Source organism: Sorangium sp. So ce726 (assembly GCF_051521405.1).
Taxonomy (GTDB): domain Bacteria; phylum Myxococcota_A; class Polyangia; order Polyangiales; family Polyangiaceae; genus Sorangium.
Genome location: NZ_CP150349.1, coordinates 7,954,550 through 7,972,436 on the forward strand (window position 1 = coordinate 7,954,550; position 17,887 = coordinate 7,972,436).

Annotated in this window: 16 protein-coding genes; 11 read left to right on the forward strand and 5 right to left on the reverse strand. The window is 69.8% G+C overall.

Annotated features, from left to right (window positions below; genetic code table 11):
- Positions 1-445: 445 nt before the first annotated feature.
- Entirely contained in the window at positions 446-1,432 is a 987-nt protein-coding gene (locus WME79_RS29475; protein WP_437521579.1) for a serine/threonine-protein kinase, read from the forward strand.
- A 173-nt stretch (positions 1,433-1,605) separates the two neighbouring features.
- Entirely contained in the window at positions 1,606-2,640 is a 1,035-nt protein-coding gene (locus WME79_RS29480) for a methyltransferase (RefSeq protein ID WP_437521581.1), read from the forward strand.
- Between the two features lie 21 nt (positions 2,641-2,661).
- On the opposite strand, the gene WME79_RS29485 is transcribed toward WME79_RS29480, so the two are convergent.
- Positions 2,662-3,210, reverse strand: coding sequence for an ester cyclase (locus WME79_RS29485; protein ID WP_437521584.1), 549 nt, complete (start codon positions 3,208-3,210; stop codon positions 2,662-2,664).
- A 252-nt stretch (positions 3,211-3,462) separates the two neighbouring features.
- Between WME79_RS29485 and WME79_RS29490 the strand changes: the two genes are divergently transcribed.
- Complete coding sequence (locus tag WME79_RS29490) at positions 3,463-4,422, forward strand: LysR family transcriptional regulator (RefSeq protein WP_437521586.1); 960 nt, start codon at positions 3,463-3,465, stop codon at positions 4,420-4,422.
- Positions 4,423-4,476: 54 nt separating this feature from the next.
- Here the strand turns inward: WME79_RS29490 and WME79_RS29495 are convergent, their stop codons facing one another.
- The gene (locus tag WME79_RS29495) at positions 4,477-5,046 is read right to left on the reverse strand and encodes a hypothetical protein (protein ID WP_437521589.1); all 570 of its coding nucleotides are present in this window, start codon (positions 5,044-5,046) and stop codon (positions 4,477-4,479) included.
- Positions 5,047-5,308: 262 nt separating this feature from the next.
- On the opposite strand from WME79_RS29495, the gene WME79_RS29500 reads away from it, so the two are divergent.
- On the forward strand, positions 5,309-6,280 hold the full coding sequence (locus WME79_RS29500) for an aldo/keto reductase (protein WP_437521592.1): 972 nt from the start codon (positions 5,309-5,311) through the stop codon (positions 6,278-6,280).
- A 280-nt stretch (positions 6,281-6,560) separates the two neighbouring features.
- Positions 6,561-7,523, forward strand: coding sequence for an MBL fold metallo-hydrolase (locus WME79_RS29505; RefSeq protein WP_437521595.1), 963 nt, complete (start codon positions 6,561-6,563; stop codon positions 7,521-7,523).
- 492 nt (positions 7,524-8,015) lie between these two features.
- Here the strand turns inward: WME79_RS29505 and WME79_RS29510 are convergent, their stop codons facing one another.
- Positions 8,016-8,747: a TetR/AcrR family transcriptional regulator gene (locus WME79_RS29510; protein WP_437521598.1), complete on the reverse strand. Its 732-nt coding sequence runs from the start codon at positions 8,745-8,747 to the stop codon at positions 8,016-8,018.
- 180 nt (positions 8,748-8,927) lie between these two features.
- Here WME79_RS29510 and WME79_RS29515 point away from each other — a divergent pair, with 180 nt between their 5' ends.
- The 6 genes from WME79_RS29515 to phhA all read left to right on the forward strand — a co-directional run bounded on the left by WME79_RS29515 (position 8,928) and on the right by phhA (position 15,154).
- Positions 8,928-10,169 carry an HlyD family secretion protein gene (locus WME79_RS29515; protein WP_437521601.1) on the forward strand — a complete coding sequence of 414 codons (1,242 nt, stop codon included), beginning with the start codon at positions 8,928-8,930 and terminating at the stop codon, positions 10,167-10,169.
- A 15-nt stretch (positions 10,170-10,184) separates the two neighbouring features.
- On the forward strand, positions 10,185-11,768 hold the full coding sequence (locus WME79_RS29520) for a DHA2 family efflux MFS transporter permease subunit (RefSeq protein ID WP_437521604.1): 1,584 nt from the start codon (positions 10,185-10,187) through the stop codon (positions 11,766-11,768).
- Positions 11,769-12,224: 456 nt separating this feature from the next.
- A complete protein-coding gene (locus tag WME79_RS29525) occupies positions 12,225-12,431 on the forward strand; it encodes an SDR family oxidoreductase (protein WP_437521607.1) in 207 nt (68 codons plus the stop codon).
- A gap of 44 nt (positions 12,432-12,475) precedes the next feature.
- Positions 12,476-13,693, forward strand: a complete 1,218-nt coding sequence (locus WME79_RS29530) for an MFS transporter (protein WP_437521609.1) — start codon at positions 12,476-12,478, stop codon at positions 13,691-13,693.
- Positions 13,694-13,715: 22 nt separating this feature from the next.
- The gene (locus tag WME79_RS29535) at positions 13,716-14,117 is read left to right on the forward strand and encodes a hypothetical protein (RefSeq protein ID WP_437521612.1); all 402 of its coding nucleotides are present in this window, start codon (positions 13,716-13,718) and stop codon (positions 14,115-14,117) included.
- Between the two features lie 158 nt (positions 14,118-14,275).
- Complete coding sequence (gene phhA / locus WME79_RS29540) at positions 14,276-15,154, forward strand: phenylalanine 4-monooxygenase (protein ID WP_437521615.1); 879 nt, start codon at positions 14,276-14,278, stop codon at positions 15,152-15,154.
- Positions 15,155-15,272: 118 nt separating this feature from the next.
- Here phhA and WME79_RS29545 read toward each other — a convergent pair whose 3' ends face one another.
- Together WME79_RS29545 and WME79_RS29550 are read right to left on the reverse strand one after the other, a co-directional pair.
- Positions 15,273-15,881 carry a transposase gene (locus WME79_RS29545; RefSeq protein ID WP_437521618.1) on the reverse strand — a complete coding sequence of 203 codons (609 nt, stop codon included), beginning with the start codon at positions 15,879-15,881 and terminating at the stop codon, positions 15,273-15,275.
- A 453-nt stretch (positions 15,882-16,334) separates the two neighbouring features.
- Entirely contained in the window at positions 16,335-17,774 is a 1,440-nt protein-coding gene (locus tag WME79_RS29550) for a VanW family protein (RefSeq protein ID WP_437521620.1), read from the reverse strand.
- Between the last annotated feature and the right edge of the window lie 113 nt (positions 17,775-17,887).

A 17,887-nucleotide genomic window follows, 5' to 3' on the forward strand; every position in this document is an offset into this window, starting at 1 on the left:
GCGCCGCACACCATCCTCACGCCGACGCGCCACATGCGAAGCTCCTCAACGGCCTAAGGATCCCACGTAGGTAGAACCATGCCCTCGGCCGCCACGCGCGCGCCGGGGCACACTCCTTGCTGTTCCTTGCTGATATCGACGGCGACCACCGATTCGGCTCGCTCCGAATCTCTCGCATCGGTCGGCGCGACGGAATCACCAGCTCTCCATCCCCCGCCGATCCTCCCCGGCCCAGCGCGCTCTCCACGACAGAGGCGGCGAACTCGCCCCCTCGAGCGGCGTGGAGCGCGCTGAGGCGCATCCATGCCATCACGTCCGAGAACAGAACGCACACCCCTTCGATGGCGCTGCTTTGCTTTCCTTGCGCCTGCCGCGCGCAGGCGCCCGTGGCTTTGGTTCACATGCATCTGGCTCGAGTTGTTCGCCAGAGCGAGAGAGAGGCACCATGACCCGTAACAGCGTGATTCCAGGACTCGTCGCCGGCCGCTACAGGATGGAGCGACGGATCTCGGCAGGCGGCATGGGGACCATCTGGCAAGCTCAGGATCTCGCCCTGGAGCGCCCGGTAGCCCTGAAGTTGATGCTGGATACCTATGCCTCGGACGCAGGCGCGCGCGAGCGCTTCGCGCGCGAGGCGAGGGCGGCGGTTCGGCTCGGCACGGAGACGGACTATGTCGTGCGGATCCTGGATTTCGGCGTCGACGCCGCGACGCCGTACATCGTGATGGAGCTCCTGAACGGGGAAGATCTCGAAGCGCGGCTCGAGCGGCGCGGCACGCTGTCCGTTCAGGAGGTGGCCGCGTTCCTGCCCCAGATCGCCTGTGCGCTGCGGAAGGCGCACGCGATCAGGCTCGTGCACCGGGACATCAAGCCGGCGAACATCTTCATCTCCTCCCGGGACGAGGAGGAGAGGATCAAGCTCCTGGATCTCGGCATCGTGAAGGAGCTCGGGCCGGGGGCGATCTCCACGTCCGGCAAGATCCTCGGCACGCTCTGGTACATGAGCCCGGAGCAGCTCGACGGCAAGCCGCTGGATCACCGCACCGATCTCTGGTCGCTCGGCCTCGTGATCTACCGCGCGCTCACGGGGCGGCTCCCGTTCCAGGGGAAGACCGTGGGAGAGCACCTGATGGTGCTCTTCGACGGCAAAGCGCCCCGCATCGCCGAGATCGCGCCGCACCTGCCCGCCGACCTGGATGGCTTCTTCGACTACGCGCTGAAGGTGGATCCCGCGCTGAGATTTCAGACGGCCGACGAGCTGGCCCGGGCGTTCGTGGCGCTCGCCAAGGTATCCTGGCGGCCACCGCCGCCGCTGGCGGAGGCGCGCGGCGAGCCCGAGGGCGCTCCGCTGCACGCCGTGGCGCCCACCGTGCCGAACGAGGCCATGGGGTGGCGAGCCGCCGAGCAGCCGCAGAGCAGCTCGGCCCGGTGACCCCCGGAGGGCGTGCGCTCGTCTTGACCGGCGAGAAAGGGCGGATCCAGGGTTCAGAGAGACGCGACACCTGGGCAGGAGCGACCGAGCTCGGCTATGGATGGGAGCTCGATCGCAGGCCGCGCCGGCGTGCGCATCCCTTTTCGAACAGAGAGGAGGAACCATCGATGCCCATGGATCTCGAGAAACCCACCTGTGACGACTCGCTGATGCGGCAGCTCTGTCTATCCGCCTATCAGCTGCCCATCATCAGCGTCGCCGACGAGCTCGGTGTGTTTCCGCTCCTCGAACGAGAGCCCGCGAGCATCGCGGCGCTTGCCGGAAAGCTGTCTCTCAGCCTCCGCGCGACCGAGGCCCTCCTGGCCTCCCTGGCCGGGATGGGGCTCCTTGTGCAGTCTCGGGGCACCTTCCATCTCACCGAGGTGTCCCGCAACTTCTTGCTCCCGACGAAGCCGTTCTACTGGGGTCACATGGTGCGGCTGCTCGGCCACGCCCCGCTCTCGCACGGCGCCTTGCTGGAGATCCTGCGGCGGGACGGGGCGTTCGCGTGGGACCAGGGCAAGGTCATCACGGACGAGTGGGCGCAGGCGGACCTGCCGGAGGAGCAGGCGTTCGCCTTCACCCGCGCGATGCACAGCCACTCCTTCGCGACCGCGGTCGGGCTCGCGCAGAGGGCGGACCTCACGGGCGCCCGCCGCCTGCTCGACGTCGCCGGCGGCTCCGGCTGCTTCAGCATCGCCCTGGCGCGGCGCAACCCGGAGGTGCGGTTCACGGTCGCCGAGCTGCCGCCCGTGTGCAAGGCGACGAGGCAGTACGTCGCGGAGCACAGCCTCGAGCATCGCGTCGACGTGCTGGAGCTCGACATGTTCCGCGACATGTGGCCTCCGGGTCACGACGTGATCTTCTTCGCCAACGTCCTCCATGACTGGGACAGCGCGCGCCGGCAGCAGCTGATCCGGCACAGCTTCGAGGCGCTGCCGCCGGGCGGCCGCGTCCTCGTCTTCGAGCTCTTGCTCTCGGACGCGCAGGACGGCCCGCTCACGGCGGCGTTGAGCTCCATGAACATGGTGGCTCTGACCCCCGGCAAGCAGTTCACGGCCGGCGAGCTCGACGAGCTCCTCCGCGGGTGCGGATTCGACGACGTATCGGTCACGCCGTCGTACGCCGGATACTCGCTCATCAGCGCGAGGAAGCCCCTCGATCGCTGAGACCCGCTCCCCCCTCAGCGGTCACTGCGCCACGACGCCGAGCTGCTGGAACAGCGTCAGGTTGTCCTCGATGTGCCAGTTGTCGGTGATGCGACCGTCCTGCACGCGCAGGATGTCTGTGGCGATGAAGTCCACGGCCTGCCCGGCGCCCTTCCTGTCGCCGAAGGCGCCGGTGAAGTGGCCTCGAAAGCGCAGGTGCGCGACCACGCGATCGCCGGCGACGATCAGCTGCTCCACCTCGCAGCTCAGGTCCGGCACCGCGGCGCGGAAGCTCTTCGACGCGAACGCCGGGCCCTCGGGGCCCTGCGGGCGCCCCTTGGGCAAGGTGCGGTCGGTGAACGTCGGCGCGATCGCCGCGTCGAGGTAGCGCGTGTCGCCGGTGCTCCAGAACGCGTAAAAGCGGCGCGCCGCGAGGATCTCCGCGTCGGCCTGCGCCCTGGGCAGGCTCGCGTCGACGACCGTCGACCGCGGCGCAGGCAGGTCCTCCGCGCCGGCGCCCTGCACGTAGCAGGCGCTCGCGGCGGCGAAGAGCGAGAGGGAGAGGGCGCTGATCAACAAGGGCTTTCTCATGATGTGTCTCCTTCGAACGGCGATCTCGGGCAGCCGGTCAGCGCGCACGAGCCGACCGGAGGCGCCGCCGGCACGGCGGGGCGCAGCGCCGAGCGCGGCGGGCCCGGGGCCCGCCCTGGCGCGGCGACAGGGACACCTTGATCCTTTCCTCCACGAAGGAGAATGACGGCATTGACGGAACCAGCTTTTCGAAAAAGTTGAAGATGCTCGCCGGCGCGCCTACCCTTCCGGGCTTCGCCGAGGGCGCGCGCGATGGTCGAGCTCGAGGACATGCAGCTGTTCGTGTGCGCCGTCGCGAGCGGCAGCCTGTCGGCGGCGGGGCGCGAGCTCGGGTTCTCGCCGGCGGTGGCGAGCAAGCGCATGACACGGCTGGAGGCGGCGCTCGGCGTGCGCCTCCTGCAGCGCAGCTCGCGGCGGCTCACGCTCACCAGCGAGGGCGCGACGTACCACGAGCGCTGCATGGCCATCCTCGCCGACGTGAGCGAGGCGGAGCTCGCGGTGACCGCCGGAAAGGCCGAGGCGCGCGGCGTCCTGCACGTGTCGGCGCCGGTGGATCTCGGCCGCCAGTGGGTGGGGCCGGCCGCGGCCGACTTCGCGGCGGCGCACCCGCGGCTCAGCGTGCGCGTCAGCCTCTCGGACCGCGTGGTGGACCTGTTCGAGGCCGGCGTCGACGTGGCCGTGCGCATCGGCGCGCTGGCCGACTCCCGCCTCGTCTCGCGCCGGCTGGCCCGGAGCCGCCGCGTGGTCTGCGGCGCGCCGGCCTACCTCTCGCGGCGCGGGCGGCCGCGCACGATCGCAGACCTGGCCGACCACGAGTGCATCGTGCTGCAGCGCCCGGGCATGCGCGCCCTCTCGTGGACCTTCCGCACCGAGCAGGGGCTCCACACCGTCCGGCCCTCCGGACGGCTCGTGGCCGACAGCGGCGACCTGGTGCGCGACTGGGCCGTGGCCGGCCATGGCCTCGCCTTCAAGTCGATCTGGGACGTCGCCGCCGACCTCGACGCCGGGCGCCTCGTCCCGCTGCTCACCGACCTGCCCGCGCCGGGCTCGGCCGTGAACGTCATCTACCCCAGCCGGCGCTTCCTGCCCGCAAGGGCGCGGCTGTTCGTCGACTTCCTCCAGCAGCGCTTCGCCGCGCACGAGGCCGCGGTGCTGGCCGCGTCGGCGCCGCGCGCGGAGCCGCCATCGCCTCGTGGCAAGCAACGCGCCTGAGGAGCCCCCCCGCGGCGGGCACGGCGGGGCCGCTGCCGAGATGAGCGGCGCGCTTCAGGCGTCGGCCTGCGGGCCAGCGCCGATCGCCGACAGGAACTGCTCTCTCTCCTCGTCCGTCGGGCGCCGGCCCGAGAGGTAGCGCCGCTGGTGCGCGCGGGCCGCCGCCAGCGACGCCTGATTCAGGACTGTTATCGGCACCTTGGGCGCATACAGGCTCGTCACCTCGATCAGCGTCGTGCCGCCCGAGCCCGGCGAGAAACGGTAAGTCCCGAGCCCCCGCGTCCACAGCACGTTCTCCTCGAACGCATCGACGACGAGGATGAAGACCTCGGGTGAGACGCGCTCTGCAGAGAAGCGCAACGTCTGCGTGAAATGCCCGACGCCCGGGAGAGGCACGCTCATCCGGACGACGAAGCGCGGCTCGCGGTACGATCCTGACTGCATCTCGCACGCGGTCCCGGGGAAGAGCTCCCGCGCGCAGCCCTGCTGATCCCACCACACGGCGGCAGCGTCGAGCGGGTCGATGTCCCCGATATCGATGACGAATCGGACGCCGCGCATGCCTCGCGCCTCGTCGTGGACGCTCTCGGCGTGCGCGATCTCCGTGTCTTCTTGCTGCCACATGGTCGTCTCCTCGCCCCGGCGAGCGAGCATAAGTGAAGCACCGTTGCGCATCAAGGAAGCGGCCCTCCGCGCTGGATCCGCGCCGCCGCCACACCGCGACAAGGCCCCCGGTGCGGCGCGCGGTGCCTGTCGCGCGCCACGCGCCGCGCGCCGCCGCCCGCCGGGCCGGCTCATGACGGCGCGACTCCGGCGAAACCCTACGACGCGTTCAGCCCTGGGGCGTGGACGGCCCGCGGAGCGCGTTGCTACCCTCCCCGGCGCCATGAACTACCGCAATCTCGGACGCACCGGCCTGAAGGTCAGCCCCCTGTGCCTCGGCACGATGAACTTCGGCCCGGAGACCAGCGAGCCCGACAGCTTCGCCATCATGGACCGAGCGCTCGGACACGGGATCAACTTCTTCGACACAGCCAACGTCTACGGGCGGAAGCGCGGTGAGGGGATCACCGAGCAGATCGTCGGGCGCTGGCTCGCCCAGGGCGATGGGCGCCGGGACCGCATCGTGCTCGCCACGAAGGTCTACGGCCTCATGGGCGAAGGGCCGAACGACAGGAGGCTCTCGGCCTATCACATCCGGCGCGCCTGCGAGGCGAGCCTGCGCCGCCTGCAGACAGACCATATCGACCTCTACCAGATGCACCACATCGACCGCGAGACGCCCTGGGACGAGATCTGGCAGGCGATGGAGCAGCTCGTCCGCGAGGGGAAGGTCCTCTATGTCGGCAGCAGCAACTTCGCTGGATGGCAGATCGCGCAGGCGAACGGCCTCGCCGCGCAGCGGCGCTTCCTCGGCCTCGTCTCGGAGCAGAGCCTGTACAACCTCAATGCGCGCACCGTCGAGCTGGAGGTCCTCCCCGCGTGCCGCGCGCTCGGCCTCGGCGTCCTGCCCTGGAGTCCGCTCGCAGGCGGGCTGCTCGGCGGCGCCCTCCAGAAGGCGCGCGAGGGCCGGCGCTCCTCCGCCGACGCGCAGGCGCGCATCGAGAAGAACCGCGCCAAGCTGGAGGCGTACGAAGCGTTCTGCGCCGAGATCGGAGAGCGGCCCGCCGACGTGGCCGTGGCCTGGCTGCTCCGGAACCCCGTCGTGACGTCGCCCATCCTCGGCCCGCGCACCGCCGAGCAGCTCGACGGGAGCCTGCGCGCCCTCGAGATCACGCTGACGCCGGAGCACCTCGGGCGGCTCGACGCGATGTTCCCCGGCCCCGGCGGCGAGGCGCCGGAGGCCTACGCGTGGTGACTGCGCCCACCTCCTGACAGATCCCCCGGGCCCCTCGCTTGCGGCGGCGTGCGGGGGTTGATTTCGATTCCATGGCGGCCAGCGGATGGCCTAGCCTTCGAGGCTCGGAGACGCGCCCTGCGAGAAGGTGGGGTCTTTTGAACCGCCAAGGCGCCATAAGACGCCAAGAAAAACACAAAAAAATCTTGGCGTCTTATGGTGCCTTGGCGGTTCCATCACTCTGGTAAGGTGGGGGAATTCCCCCACACCCCCGGCAGCGCCCGGGAACAAGGGAGTGGACATGGGCCGATGGCGGTATGAACGAGGGCTGGAGGACATCGGCAATGGCTGCTTTGCCTATCTCCAGCCGGCCGGCACCTGGGGGCTCAGCAACGCGGGGCTCGTCACCTCGGACGGCGAGGCCCTGCTCGTCGACACGCTCTTCGACCTGAAGCGCACGCGCGAGATGCTCGACGCCATGCGCGCGGCGACCCCCGCCGCGGCGCGGATAGGCACCGTCGTGAACACCCACGCGAACGGCGACCATTGCTACGGCAATGCGCTCGTCGAGGGCGCGACCATCATCGCCACGCGCGCCGGCGCCGCCGAGATGGACGAGGTCCCCGCGCCGATGCTGGCCATGCTGATGCGACAGGCGCGCAGCGGCGCCGCCGGCGCGCTGGGCGAGTACCTCGTGCATTGCTTCGGCGCCTTCGACTTCGACGGGATCGCCCCCACGCCGCCGACCCGGGTGTTCGACGGGGAGCTGACCGTCGCGGTGGGGGGCAAGGAGGTCCGCCTCATCGAGGTGGGCCCCTCGCACACGAAGGGCGATCTGCTCGTGCACATACCGGCGGACCGGGTGATCTACACGGGAGACGTCCTCTTCATCGACGTGACGCCGATCATGTGGGCTGGGCCCGTCGGCAACTGGCTCAAGGCCTGCGACATCCTCCTCGCGGCCGACGCCGACGTCATCGTACCGGGACACGGATCCATCACGGATCGCGCGGGCGTGCGCGCGGTCCGCGACTACCTCGTGTACATCCGCGACGAGGCCCGGCGCCGCTACGACGCCGGCATGCCCCCGGTGGACGCCGCCCGCGACATCGCGCTCAACGACTACGCGAGCTGGGGCGATGCCGAGCGCATCGTCGTCAACGTGCACACGCTCTACCGCGAGTTCAGCGGCGGGCAGCTCGCCCTGCCGGGCCCGATCGAGCTCTTCGGCCTCATGGCCGAGCTCGCGCGCCGGCCACGTTGAGCGAGCCAGAAGAAGATGACGGTCATCATGAGTCTGTCGTCGCGAGCAGCGAAGTTAAGCTAAGCCAAGACAACGCCCGTCGTCATCCCTGGCAGCAGGCGATCCTCGGCGCCTCGGCCGCGCACAGAGGGGCGCCGCCCGCCGTCATGGACACAGAGTTTCCCCTGAGGACGATTCCTGGTCAAGCGACGCCAGGGGCGCGCGGACAGCCAATGTCCTTGCCGTCGCGCCGGCATTCTCCATTCGGCAGGACATCCCCGTCGTGACGCCGAACACCCCTTCAGGCCGATGCGAGCGGCGCCCCGGAGCGAAGCCGACAGAGGCAGTACAATTTTCTAGCGCTCATCCCCTTCTCTTCTGTTGATGAGGGAGAGAGTTGATCCATCGGGTCACCAAGGACACGGGATCATCGGCGACACGGGCGCGCCAAGAGGGTGAGTCGCGACAGGCCGGCACGCCTGGCGCCTCGGCGCGCGCGCGGGCGCGCCCCGGTCAACGCGGGGCCGGACGGCGCGGCCGCGCGGTCGCCTGCGGCGCGGCCGGCGAGCTGGCGGCGCGACGGAGAGCGCCGCCGCCCTTCGCGCCGAGCACCACGATGTCGACGACAGCCTCCAGGACCCCGTCGTCGACGGGCCCGCGCAGGCGGAACAGGCGGTTCGTCACGACGCCGCGGATCATCTCCACCAGGAGGTCGAGGTCGGAGCCCGGCGGCAGCTCGCCGCGCGCGACGCCGCGCTCGAGCACCTCCCGCCACGGGGCGAGGCGCTCGTCGCGGAGCGCGCGAGCGAACGCGCCGACCTCGGGCACGTGCAGCTCGGCGAGGAGCATGCGGTAGATGCCCTGCCCCTCCGGCGTGGACGCGGAGGCGACGAAGCGACGCACGAGCTCGAGCAGGTCGAGCCGCACCGCCCCGGTGTCCGGCGGCGCGCCGCCATCGTCGAGGAGCGAGCGCAGCGTCGCCTTGACGAGCTCGGCCTTGGTCGGCCAGCGGCGGTAGATCGTCGTCTTGTTCACGCCCGCCCGCGCGGCCACGTCCTCCACCCGGAGCGCCGCGTAGCCCGCGCGCGCGATCTCCGCGGCGGCCGCGTGCATCACGGCGCGCACGACGCGCTCGCTCCGGCCGCCGCGCCGCGCGCCACGCGCGCCGGTGCGACGGCGCTCCAGTTCAGGGACCGGCTCGGCCGGCGACGGTTCTCTCGGGGTGACCGGCATCACGCTCCGCATCGGGAGGGCGCTCCATTGAACCACGACCACGCAGGTGGGTGGCGGAGGCTTCGACGGAACTATGGCAACAATCGGTTGCCTTTGGTAGCCCCCGTGGTACCACTATCGCAACAATAGGTTGCCTTAGAGACGCGGCGATCGATCGCCGCTGTCGGGGGCGACGAGGAGCTGGCGGCGACCATGTCCACGACGACGAGCGCTCTCCCTCGAGAACCGGGGGCGGCCCCGGAGGCGATCTCCGGGGCGGTCAAGGCGGGGAAGCCGAGCAAGGCGGCCGGCATCACGGCGGCGGTCGCCGCGCTCGCGGTCGCGGCGGGCGCGGGCTGGTACGTCACCCACCGCGGGGTCGAGGCGACGGACGACGCGCAGATCGACGCGGAGGTGGTGTCGGTCCCCGCGCGCGCGGCCGGCGTGGTGGTGAAGGTCCTCTTCTCGGAGAACCAGGCGGTGAAGGCGGGCGACGTGCTCGCCGAGCTCGACGCCGAGCCTGCGCGCGCGCGGCTCGTGCAGGCGGAGGCGAGCCTCTCGGCGGCCAGGGCGAGCGCCGACGCGGCCGACGCCGACGAGCGCATCGCCGAGACCAACGCACGCAGCAACAAGTCGGTGGCCGAGGCCTCGCTGCACGGCGCGGCGAGCAGCGCGAGCGCGTCGAAGCAGCAGATCGCCGAGGGCGAGGCGCAGGTCGCCTCGACGACGGCGACCCTGGAGCAGGCGACGCTCGAGCGGGACCGCGCGAGGAAGCTCGTGGAGACCGGGGCGCTCGCGCAGGCCCAGCTCGACCAGCTGCAGGCGTCCGTCGACGTCGCCCGCGCGTCGCTCGAGCAGGCGAAGGCGCGCCTCGCGGCGCTCCGGGCGACGACCACGCAGGCGTGGAGCCGGGTCGAGGAGGCGAACGCGAAGGTCCAGCAAGCCAGCAACGTCGACGCGTTCATCGCGCAAGCGCGCGCCCGCGCTCGCGTGGCCCACGCCCAGGTGGAGACCGCGCAGGCCGCGCGGGACCTGGCCGCGCTCGAGCTCTCGTACACGCGCATCGTCGCGCCCCAGGACGGCGCCGTGTCGAAGAAGACCCTCTCGGTCGGGCAGATGGTCTCGGCGGGCCAGGCCGTGGGCGTGCTGGTCCCGGCGCGGCAGGTCTGGGTGACCGGCAACTTCAAGGAGACGCAGCTCGCGCACATGCACGTCGGGCAGCCCGCGCGTGTGTCGATCGACGCCTACCCTGGCGTGACCGTGCACGGCGAGGTCGAGAGCTTCTCCGCCGCCACGGGCGCGCGCTTCAGCCTGCTGCCGCCGGACAACGCGACCGGCAACTTCACGAAGGTCGTCCAGCGGGTGCCGGTGCGGATCCACGTCCACGACGCGCCGCCCGACGTCGTGCTGCGCCCGGGGATGAGCGTCGAGCTGGCGGTCGACACGAGCCAATAGGATGAGGAGGGAGCCATGGCAGAGGTGGCTATCGCGGCCCCGCCGGCGTACGCCGACGCGCCCGCCAACGCGAACAGGTGGCTCGTGGCCGTGGCGGTGGCCCTCGGCGCGCTCCTCGAGATCGTCGATACGAGCATCGTCAACGTGGCGCTCACGGAGATGCAGAACTCGCTCGGCGCCACGCTCACCCAGGTGAGCTGGGTCGTCTCCAGCTACGCCATCGCGAACGTCATCATCCTGCCGCTCACCGCGTGGCTCGGGCACCGCTTCGGCAAGAAGCGTTATTTCGTCTTCTCGCTCATCGCCTTCACCGCGGCGTCGGTGCTCTGCGGCGTCGCTCACAGCCTCCCGATGCTCATCGTCGCCCGCGTGCTCCAGGGGCTCGGCGGCGGCGGCCTGCTCGCGAAGGCGCAGTCGATCCTGTTCGAGACGTTCCCGAAGCACGAGCAGGCGATGGCGCAGGGCTTCTTCTCCGCCATCGTCATCGCCGGCCCCACGATCGGGCCGACGCTCGGCGGCTACATCGTCACGAACATCGACTGGCGCTGGATCTTCTTCATCAACGTCCCGCTCGGCATCGCGGCCGTGCTCATGTGCCTGGCCTTCCTGCCGCCGGACGCCGCGGGCGAGCGGGAGCGCGGCGGCGTCGACTGGCTCGCGATCGCCCTGCTCGCGGCCGGCGTCGGCTCGCTTCAGACGGTGCTCGAGGAGGGGCACTCCGAAGGGTGGTTCGACTCGCCGTTCATCCTCGTGTTCTCCGCGGTGGCGGTCGTGAGCCTCGCCCTGTTCATCCACCGCGAGCTCTCGTCGAAGAGCCCGATCGTCGACCTGCGCGTGCTCCGGTACCGCTCGCTCTGGGCGGGGAGCCTCCTGTCCGCGGTCATCGGCATGGGCCTCTACGGCGCGCTCTTCGCGGTGCCCATCTTCGCCCAGTCGATCCTTGGCTACACGTCGCAGCAGACCGGCCTGCTCCTGCTCCCCGGCGCGCTGGCCTCCGCCTTCTCGATGCCGCTCGTGGCGCGGCTCCTGAACCGGTTCGACCCGCGCGTCCTCCTCGTGGTCGGGGGGCTCATCCTGCTCGCCGCGCTCTTCCAGCTCCAGACGCTCACCCCGATGACGGGCTCGGGCGACCTGTTCTGGCCGCTGATCATCCGGTCGTTCGGCACGACGCTGATGTTCCTGCCGCTGAGCATGGCCACGCTGGGGCCGCTCCCCAAGAAGGACATCGCCGCCGCGACCGGCCTCTACAGCCTGACGCGGCAGCTCGGGGGCAGCGTCGGGGTCGCCTTGCTCACCACCGTGCTCGCCGACCGGCAAGCGTTTCACCGGGCGGTCCTGGTGAGCGACATGGGGGCGAGCGACCCGAAGACCCTGGAGCGCGTCGCCGCGTACACTGCGGGCTTCGCCGCGAAGGGGTTCGATCTGGCGGACGCGCGCGACAAGGCGCTCCACGTCCTCGACGGGATCGTGAACCTGCAGGCCGCCGTCATGTCGTTCAACGACACGTTCTGGGTCACGGCGGTGCTCGTCATCGCCACGCTCCCCCTGGTGCTCCTGCTGGGGAAGGGGCGGGGCGGCCCCGCGTCCGCGGGGCACTGAGCCAAGACCGGTCGTGCCTTCGCGAGAGAGCACGGCTTCCACGAGACGACGCTGTCGCGGCACCTGCACCAGTGTTCCGCCGCCGCCCCGCCAGCGCAGGCGGTTCGCCTGGCGCGCGTGCGGCGTTGAGGGGCGAGCAACGAAGCCCCTTCAGCGCGGTCGCGAAGCGGACGCGGGGGTTCGGGGCGGAGCCCCGAGGAAACAAAGCCAGGGCCGCCCGCGCGAAGCGGCGCCGAAGTTCGGCCATCCATGGCCGGACTTCGAGCGGGCGGAACTAGACGCCTCGCGCAAGACCTCGCCCGATCATCCGGCGCTCGTCGAGCAGCTCGATCGCGCGATCGAGGCGGACGGCGCGCCGGGCCGCTTCCATTCCATGCGTTCATTTCGCGATCGTGGGGACGACCCGCGCATCCGTCGCGTCCGTGCGTCCGCGGCGACAAGCGCCTCTGCCGGGGCATGAAGCTGGACGACGCCTTGACGACTGGCACACTCGATCTCGAGAAGGGTCGCCTCGACGTGAAGGTGGTGGCTCCGCAGAAGCGTATAGGCCTGCCGCGCGACGTGAGCGAGGTGGTGGCCTTCCTGCTGTCCGACGCCGCCAGCTTCGCCGATGGTGCCGTCTGGGCAATGGACGGCGGCGCATTGTGCACCATCCGTCACTGACGTCCGGCTTCCTGACGCACAACAGCAATCCGCAGGGGTAAGGCATGACGAAGATGACCCGCTACCAGTGGCTGCTGATCGCGCTGCTCAGCGCCAATTTCGGCGTCGTGTTCTTCGACCGGAACGCCATGAGCTACCTGGCCTCGTTCATCCAGCAGGATCTGGGGCTGACCAACACGCAGATCGGCGACATCGCCGCCGCGCTCTCCTTCGCCTGGGCGATTGCAGGCGTGCTCATGGGCATGCTGGTGGACCGCTTCGGCCGGCGCAAGCTGATGCTGGTCATCACCACCCTGGTATTTTCGCTCGCCTCCGTGCTCTCCGGTTTCGCCTCGGGTTTCGTGGCGCTGCTGGGTGCGCGCCTGCTGATGGGCGTGGCCGAGGGCGGCATCATACCGATCACCCAGACCCTCATCGCCTCCGACGTGCCGCACGAGCGCCGCGGCCTCGCCCAGGGCTTGGCGCAGAATCTCGGCACCAACCTGCTCGCCAATTTCCTCGGGCCCCTGGTCATCGTCTGGATGGGCACGCGCTACGGATGGCGCAACGCATTCTTTCTGTCGGCCATCCCCGGCGTGATCACTGCCGCGCTCATCGCATGGCTGGTGCGCGAGCCGGCCATCGAGGCGGTACGTGCCAGGCCCGAGCCCGGCGCTGTCGGGCGCATGCTGCGCGACCGGAACATCGTGCTGTGCATACTCATTTCGACGCTGCTGGTGGCGTTCCTGCTGGTCTTCTTCACCTTCACTCCGCTCTACCTGCTGAACGTGCGCGGCTTCCGCCCGCACCAGATGAGCGTCATCATGTCCTCATTCGGCATCGCGTCCATGGCAGTAGCCTTCCTGGTGCCGGGTTCCTCGGACCACTTCGGCCGCAAGCCGGTCATCATCATCGCGTCGCTGATCGGGCTGGGCATGCCGCTGGGAATGTTGTTCGTGGCCGGCATGTCGAGGTCGGCCACCATGGCCTGCATCGCGCTGGGAGCCTCGCTGAGCGGGGTGTTCCCCATGGTCATGGCCACCATTCCATCGGAAGTCGCGGGACCCGCCGGCACCACCACGGCGATGTCGCTGACCATGGGTATCAGCGAGATCGTCGGCGGCGTGTTCGCGCCCGGAATTGCCGGACGACTGGCCGATGCGCAGGGACTGGAAGCCACGCTTTGGATACTCACCGGGATCACCCTCGCAATCATCGTTCTGGCGCAGCTCCTGCGGGAAACGGCCCCCGCTGCGCTGGCGCGGTGCAAGCCCGCCGCATGAGCGCACGTATCGCGCCCAGCCCATGAAGCCGGGCAGCTGGCCGTCCATCGCGCGGATCTACCTGTTTGGCGTGGTGGCTTTCTGGTCCAGATACACCCCGGTGGGTATCGCGCTGGGTCTGCTGATGGCGGCACGCTTTGCCGGCACCGGGCACTGGCGGGGCAGCTACCTCCTGCACATGGTCCTGTTCGCTGTGCTGGCCGCGGCAGGCATGCTTCTGCCACGGGTCCCGCGGCGACCACGCAGGACGGCGTCGGCCGGACTGTTTGCCGTGTGGACGCAGGTCGGACCGCTGCGTCTGTCCCTGACCTTCGCAGTGCTGGTGGTGATGGGCTTCGGGTTGAACACGGTGTTTCTGTCCTGGTGCCCGTCCCAACACCCCGCAGGCCGTGGCGTTGAGGTGGCCCGTTCGATGGGTAGGTAAGTCGTTGATATGGCGTCCCTTTTCCCGGAGCATGGGCGGATCGCACAAAAGAGACGATTCTGTCAACCCGCGGCAGGTCGTGCAGTTGGGGCTTGACGTTGCCGAAACGTTTGGATTTCCTTCTCCCCCGAAACGTTTGGACTTCCCTCTCCCCCACCATGAGCTATGCAGACGGCTGCCCGCCCGAAGGCGCGGCAGCGGATTGGACGACTCCCCAGCGTTGGGAGCATTACAGCGCGGCCGAGCACGCGATGTGGGACCGGCTGTTCGATCGGCAGGCCAAGCTACTCCCGGCCCGCGCCGCGCCCGAGTTCCTGGCCGGGCTCGATGGGTTGCGTATAGGCGACGGCGGAATCCCGAACTTCGATGCGCTCTCCGATCGCCTGATGAAGGCGACCGGCTGGCAGGTGGTGGCGGTGCCGGGCCTGATTCCCGACGATGTGTTCTTCGAACATCTGGCGAACCGCCGCTTCGTCGCCGGCAACTTCATCCGCACGCCCGAGCAGCTCGACTATCTGCAGGAGCCGGACGTCTTCCACGACGTGTTCGGCCATGTCCCCCTGCTCGCGAACCCCGTCTTCGCCGATTACATGCAGGCCTATGGCCAGGGCGGCCAGCGGGCGAACGCGCTCGGCGCGATCCAGCGGCTGGCGCGGCTCTACTGGTACACCGTCGAGTTCGGGCTGGTGCGGAGCGCAGAGGGCCTGCGCATCTATGGCGCAGGGATCGTTTCCTCGCACGGCGAATCGATCTTTGCGCTCGACGATCCCTCGCCCAATCGGATCGGCTTCGATCTGCTGCGGCTGATGCGCACCGGCTATCGAATCGACGATTACCAGCAGAGCTATTTCGTGATCGACAGCTTCGAGGATGTGCTCCGCCAGACACTCGAGACCGACTTCGCGCCCCTCTACGAACAGGTCGCCCAGCTGACGGACCTTGTGCCGGCCGACGTGCTGCCCGAGGATCGGATCTACACACGCGGCACGCAGGCCTACGCGCTCGAGAAAGCGGTGGCGGCAAGGGCGTCCGGTTAGCACTACTGCCGCAGATTTCCCTCCGAGACGCCAGAGCTTGCGCCGCTCCGGTGACGACGGTTTCGATGGGGTCGATAACAGCAAGGGCAGCGGGGTAGCCACCGAACGAGAATGCGCGCTATAGCGAGTCGGACCGTATTGAATGAATCGACGAAGTGCCGCTCAGGCCGCGACGTCGATCGCGTGGGCTGCAGCTCGCCATCCTTGCGAGGGGGCGAAAATGCCGCACACGTTCGGCGACGACGAACGCGTAGCAGCAGAGGACAACGGAGACGTGATGGTGCCAACCCACCAAGGAGCAACCTTCGAAGTGGTCGAGGCCCAGCTCCCCCTTGAGCTCTTCGTAGACACGTTCCGTTCCCCAACGCTCCTTGGCGACGCGGACGATTTGCTTCTTGCTCATTCTTCGCAGCAGCGTCGTCAGGATAAACTTCGTAGGTTTCGATTCTCCGTCGAGCCATTCCATCATGAGCCCTACGGGTTCCTTGGCCGCAGGCGTCAGCCCATCGTCCTGCGCTGTTTTCACGCGTCGAAAGCAGAAACGCGAGGAGAGCTTGCCGCCGGTACCCTCCCGCCAGGTCACGCGTCGAAACGCTCGCGGGCCGAGCTGCACGCCGAGCTCCTGAACGCCGATAGCGACTCCGCGCCGGCGTTCCTGCGTGTCCAGAAGCCACACCTGGGTGGGCCCGTGGAGCCCGACGGCATAGTCGAAGCCGACCAGGCGCACTGCGTCGCGGAACGCATGCGATCACCGTAGCCGCTGTCGGCCAGCAGGAGGTCTCCGGCAATCCCATCGCGTACGGCCTGCTCCATCATGCCCAGGCTCTTCCCGGCATACAACGCGAAGCCTCTGTTCGCGCAGAACGCGCGGCTGAGCTACGACACGGCGTTTCGGAACAGCTCCATGCAAGGGGCTTACCTGATCATCGCGGCGCGCGCCCTGGGCCTGGACGTGTGCCCCGTGTCGGGCTTCGACAACCAGGTCCTCGACGAGGCCTTCTTCAAAGGCAGCAGCTGGCGCTCGAACTTCATCTGCACCCTCGGGTACGGCGACGCCACGAACCTCCGCCCGCGGGGGCCACGCTTGATGTTCGAGGAGGCCTGCCGCCTCGTCTGCACCCAGCAGGGAGGGCGCCTCCGAGCCAGCGCTCGCCCACGGGTCCGGCGCCCTCGACCGGGCTCACATCGAGTAGGCGCCGCCCTGCCCCGTCGCAGCGGGGGCCTCGGCGGGGGACTCGCCCTCGCGGAACTCTTCCACCGCCTTCGCGTGCTCGGGGAGCGCCGGCAGCGCCTGCGGGTCGTAGTCGGGCGCGACCCAGAAGACCTCTGGCGCGGGCCTGTACTCGCTCGAATAGCTGCGCTCCGAGGCCCTGCCGTCCTTGTAACGGACCGAGACAAAGGACCTCACGTCGTATCCGCACGAGCCCTTCTGGTGGCGCTTCACCTTGCCCTCGGCGAGCTCGGACTTCACGTAGATGCGCCGGATGAAATCGTCGGTGTGCTCGGCCGAGATGTGGTGTTCGACGTCCGCCACGGGGTCTCCGCCCAGGATCTCGACGCGGAGCACCGTCGGCTCGGGGAGATATGCGTGGATCATGATCGGGAACGGGAGCGTGTTCTTGATCTTCAGGTCCGACTCCGGGTAGGTCACCATCGCGTCGAGCCCCATGGGGATGTAGGCGCTCGGGCGGGAGTGGCTCTGGCGGTCCGGCGTGTCGAGCGCGCCGAAGAGCGACGCGGCGTAGAGCGTGCTCGAGACCTGACACGTCCCCCCGCCGTAGCCGGGGACAGTCTCGTCACCCAGGATCTCCGGGGCGATCGTGAACCCGTTCTTGGCCGTCCGGGGGCCGACATGGGCGTTGAACGAGAAGGTATCGCCCGGAGCCAGGATGGTGCCGTCGATCTTGGACGCCGCGTTCCTGATGTTGCGGGCGCGCCCCGCCTCCTTGCCGTGCTGCTTGAACTTCGTCTCGTAGGCCGCGACGACCCTGGTGACGTCGACGCTCACCAGGTCGGCGACGACGACGTGCGGCAAGATCTGCCGGACGGCGAGCTCGATGAGCTCCTCGTCGCCGTGCTCCCCGGCCCGCAGCGCCGCGATCGAGGCGTCGACGTCGAGCGCCCGGCCAGCCTGCTCCGGGATCTTGCGCCGGTTCGCGAGGTCGAGCCGCGCATCCACCGGCGCCCGGTAGATCTGCGGAGCGAGCCGCTCGAGGAACGCCCGCGCCCGCTGCTCGTCGACGGCCCAGGTGAGCGGCACGTCGATCTCGCCGCGCCGCGCCCCCCGGGCCTCGCGGAGCCGCCGCGCCCAGGGCCCCTCGTGGCCGACGCGCTGCGCCGCCGCGAGCGTCTCGTCGACGTCGACCTCGACGCCCGCCTCACCGAGCGTCGCGGTGAGCTCCACGTCGTCGTGGCGCAGCCGGACCATGCGCTCGCGAAGCGCGTCACGCCGCGCCGTGAGCCAGGCCGCGGGCGCGGCGCCGTCCGGCAGGAAGCGCTCGCCGACCGAGAGGCCGCGGACCACCGGAGAGGCCGGCAGCGCATGGCGCACCCCGATGGCGGCGCCCACGCCGGCCGACCCGCCGAGCGCCAAGACCAGAACGAGGGCCCTCGTATCCACGGCAGCTGGCCATGGTAGCCGGATCGCGAACGATCTGGAAGATCGCTAAACCGTCGAGAAGAGAAAAAACCGCCATGGCGCCAAGGACGCCAAGGACGCCAAGGACGCCAAGG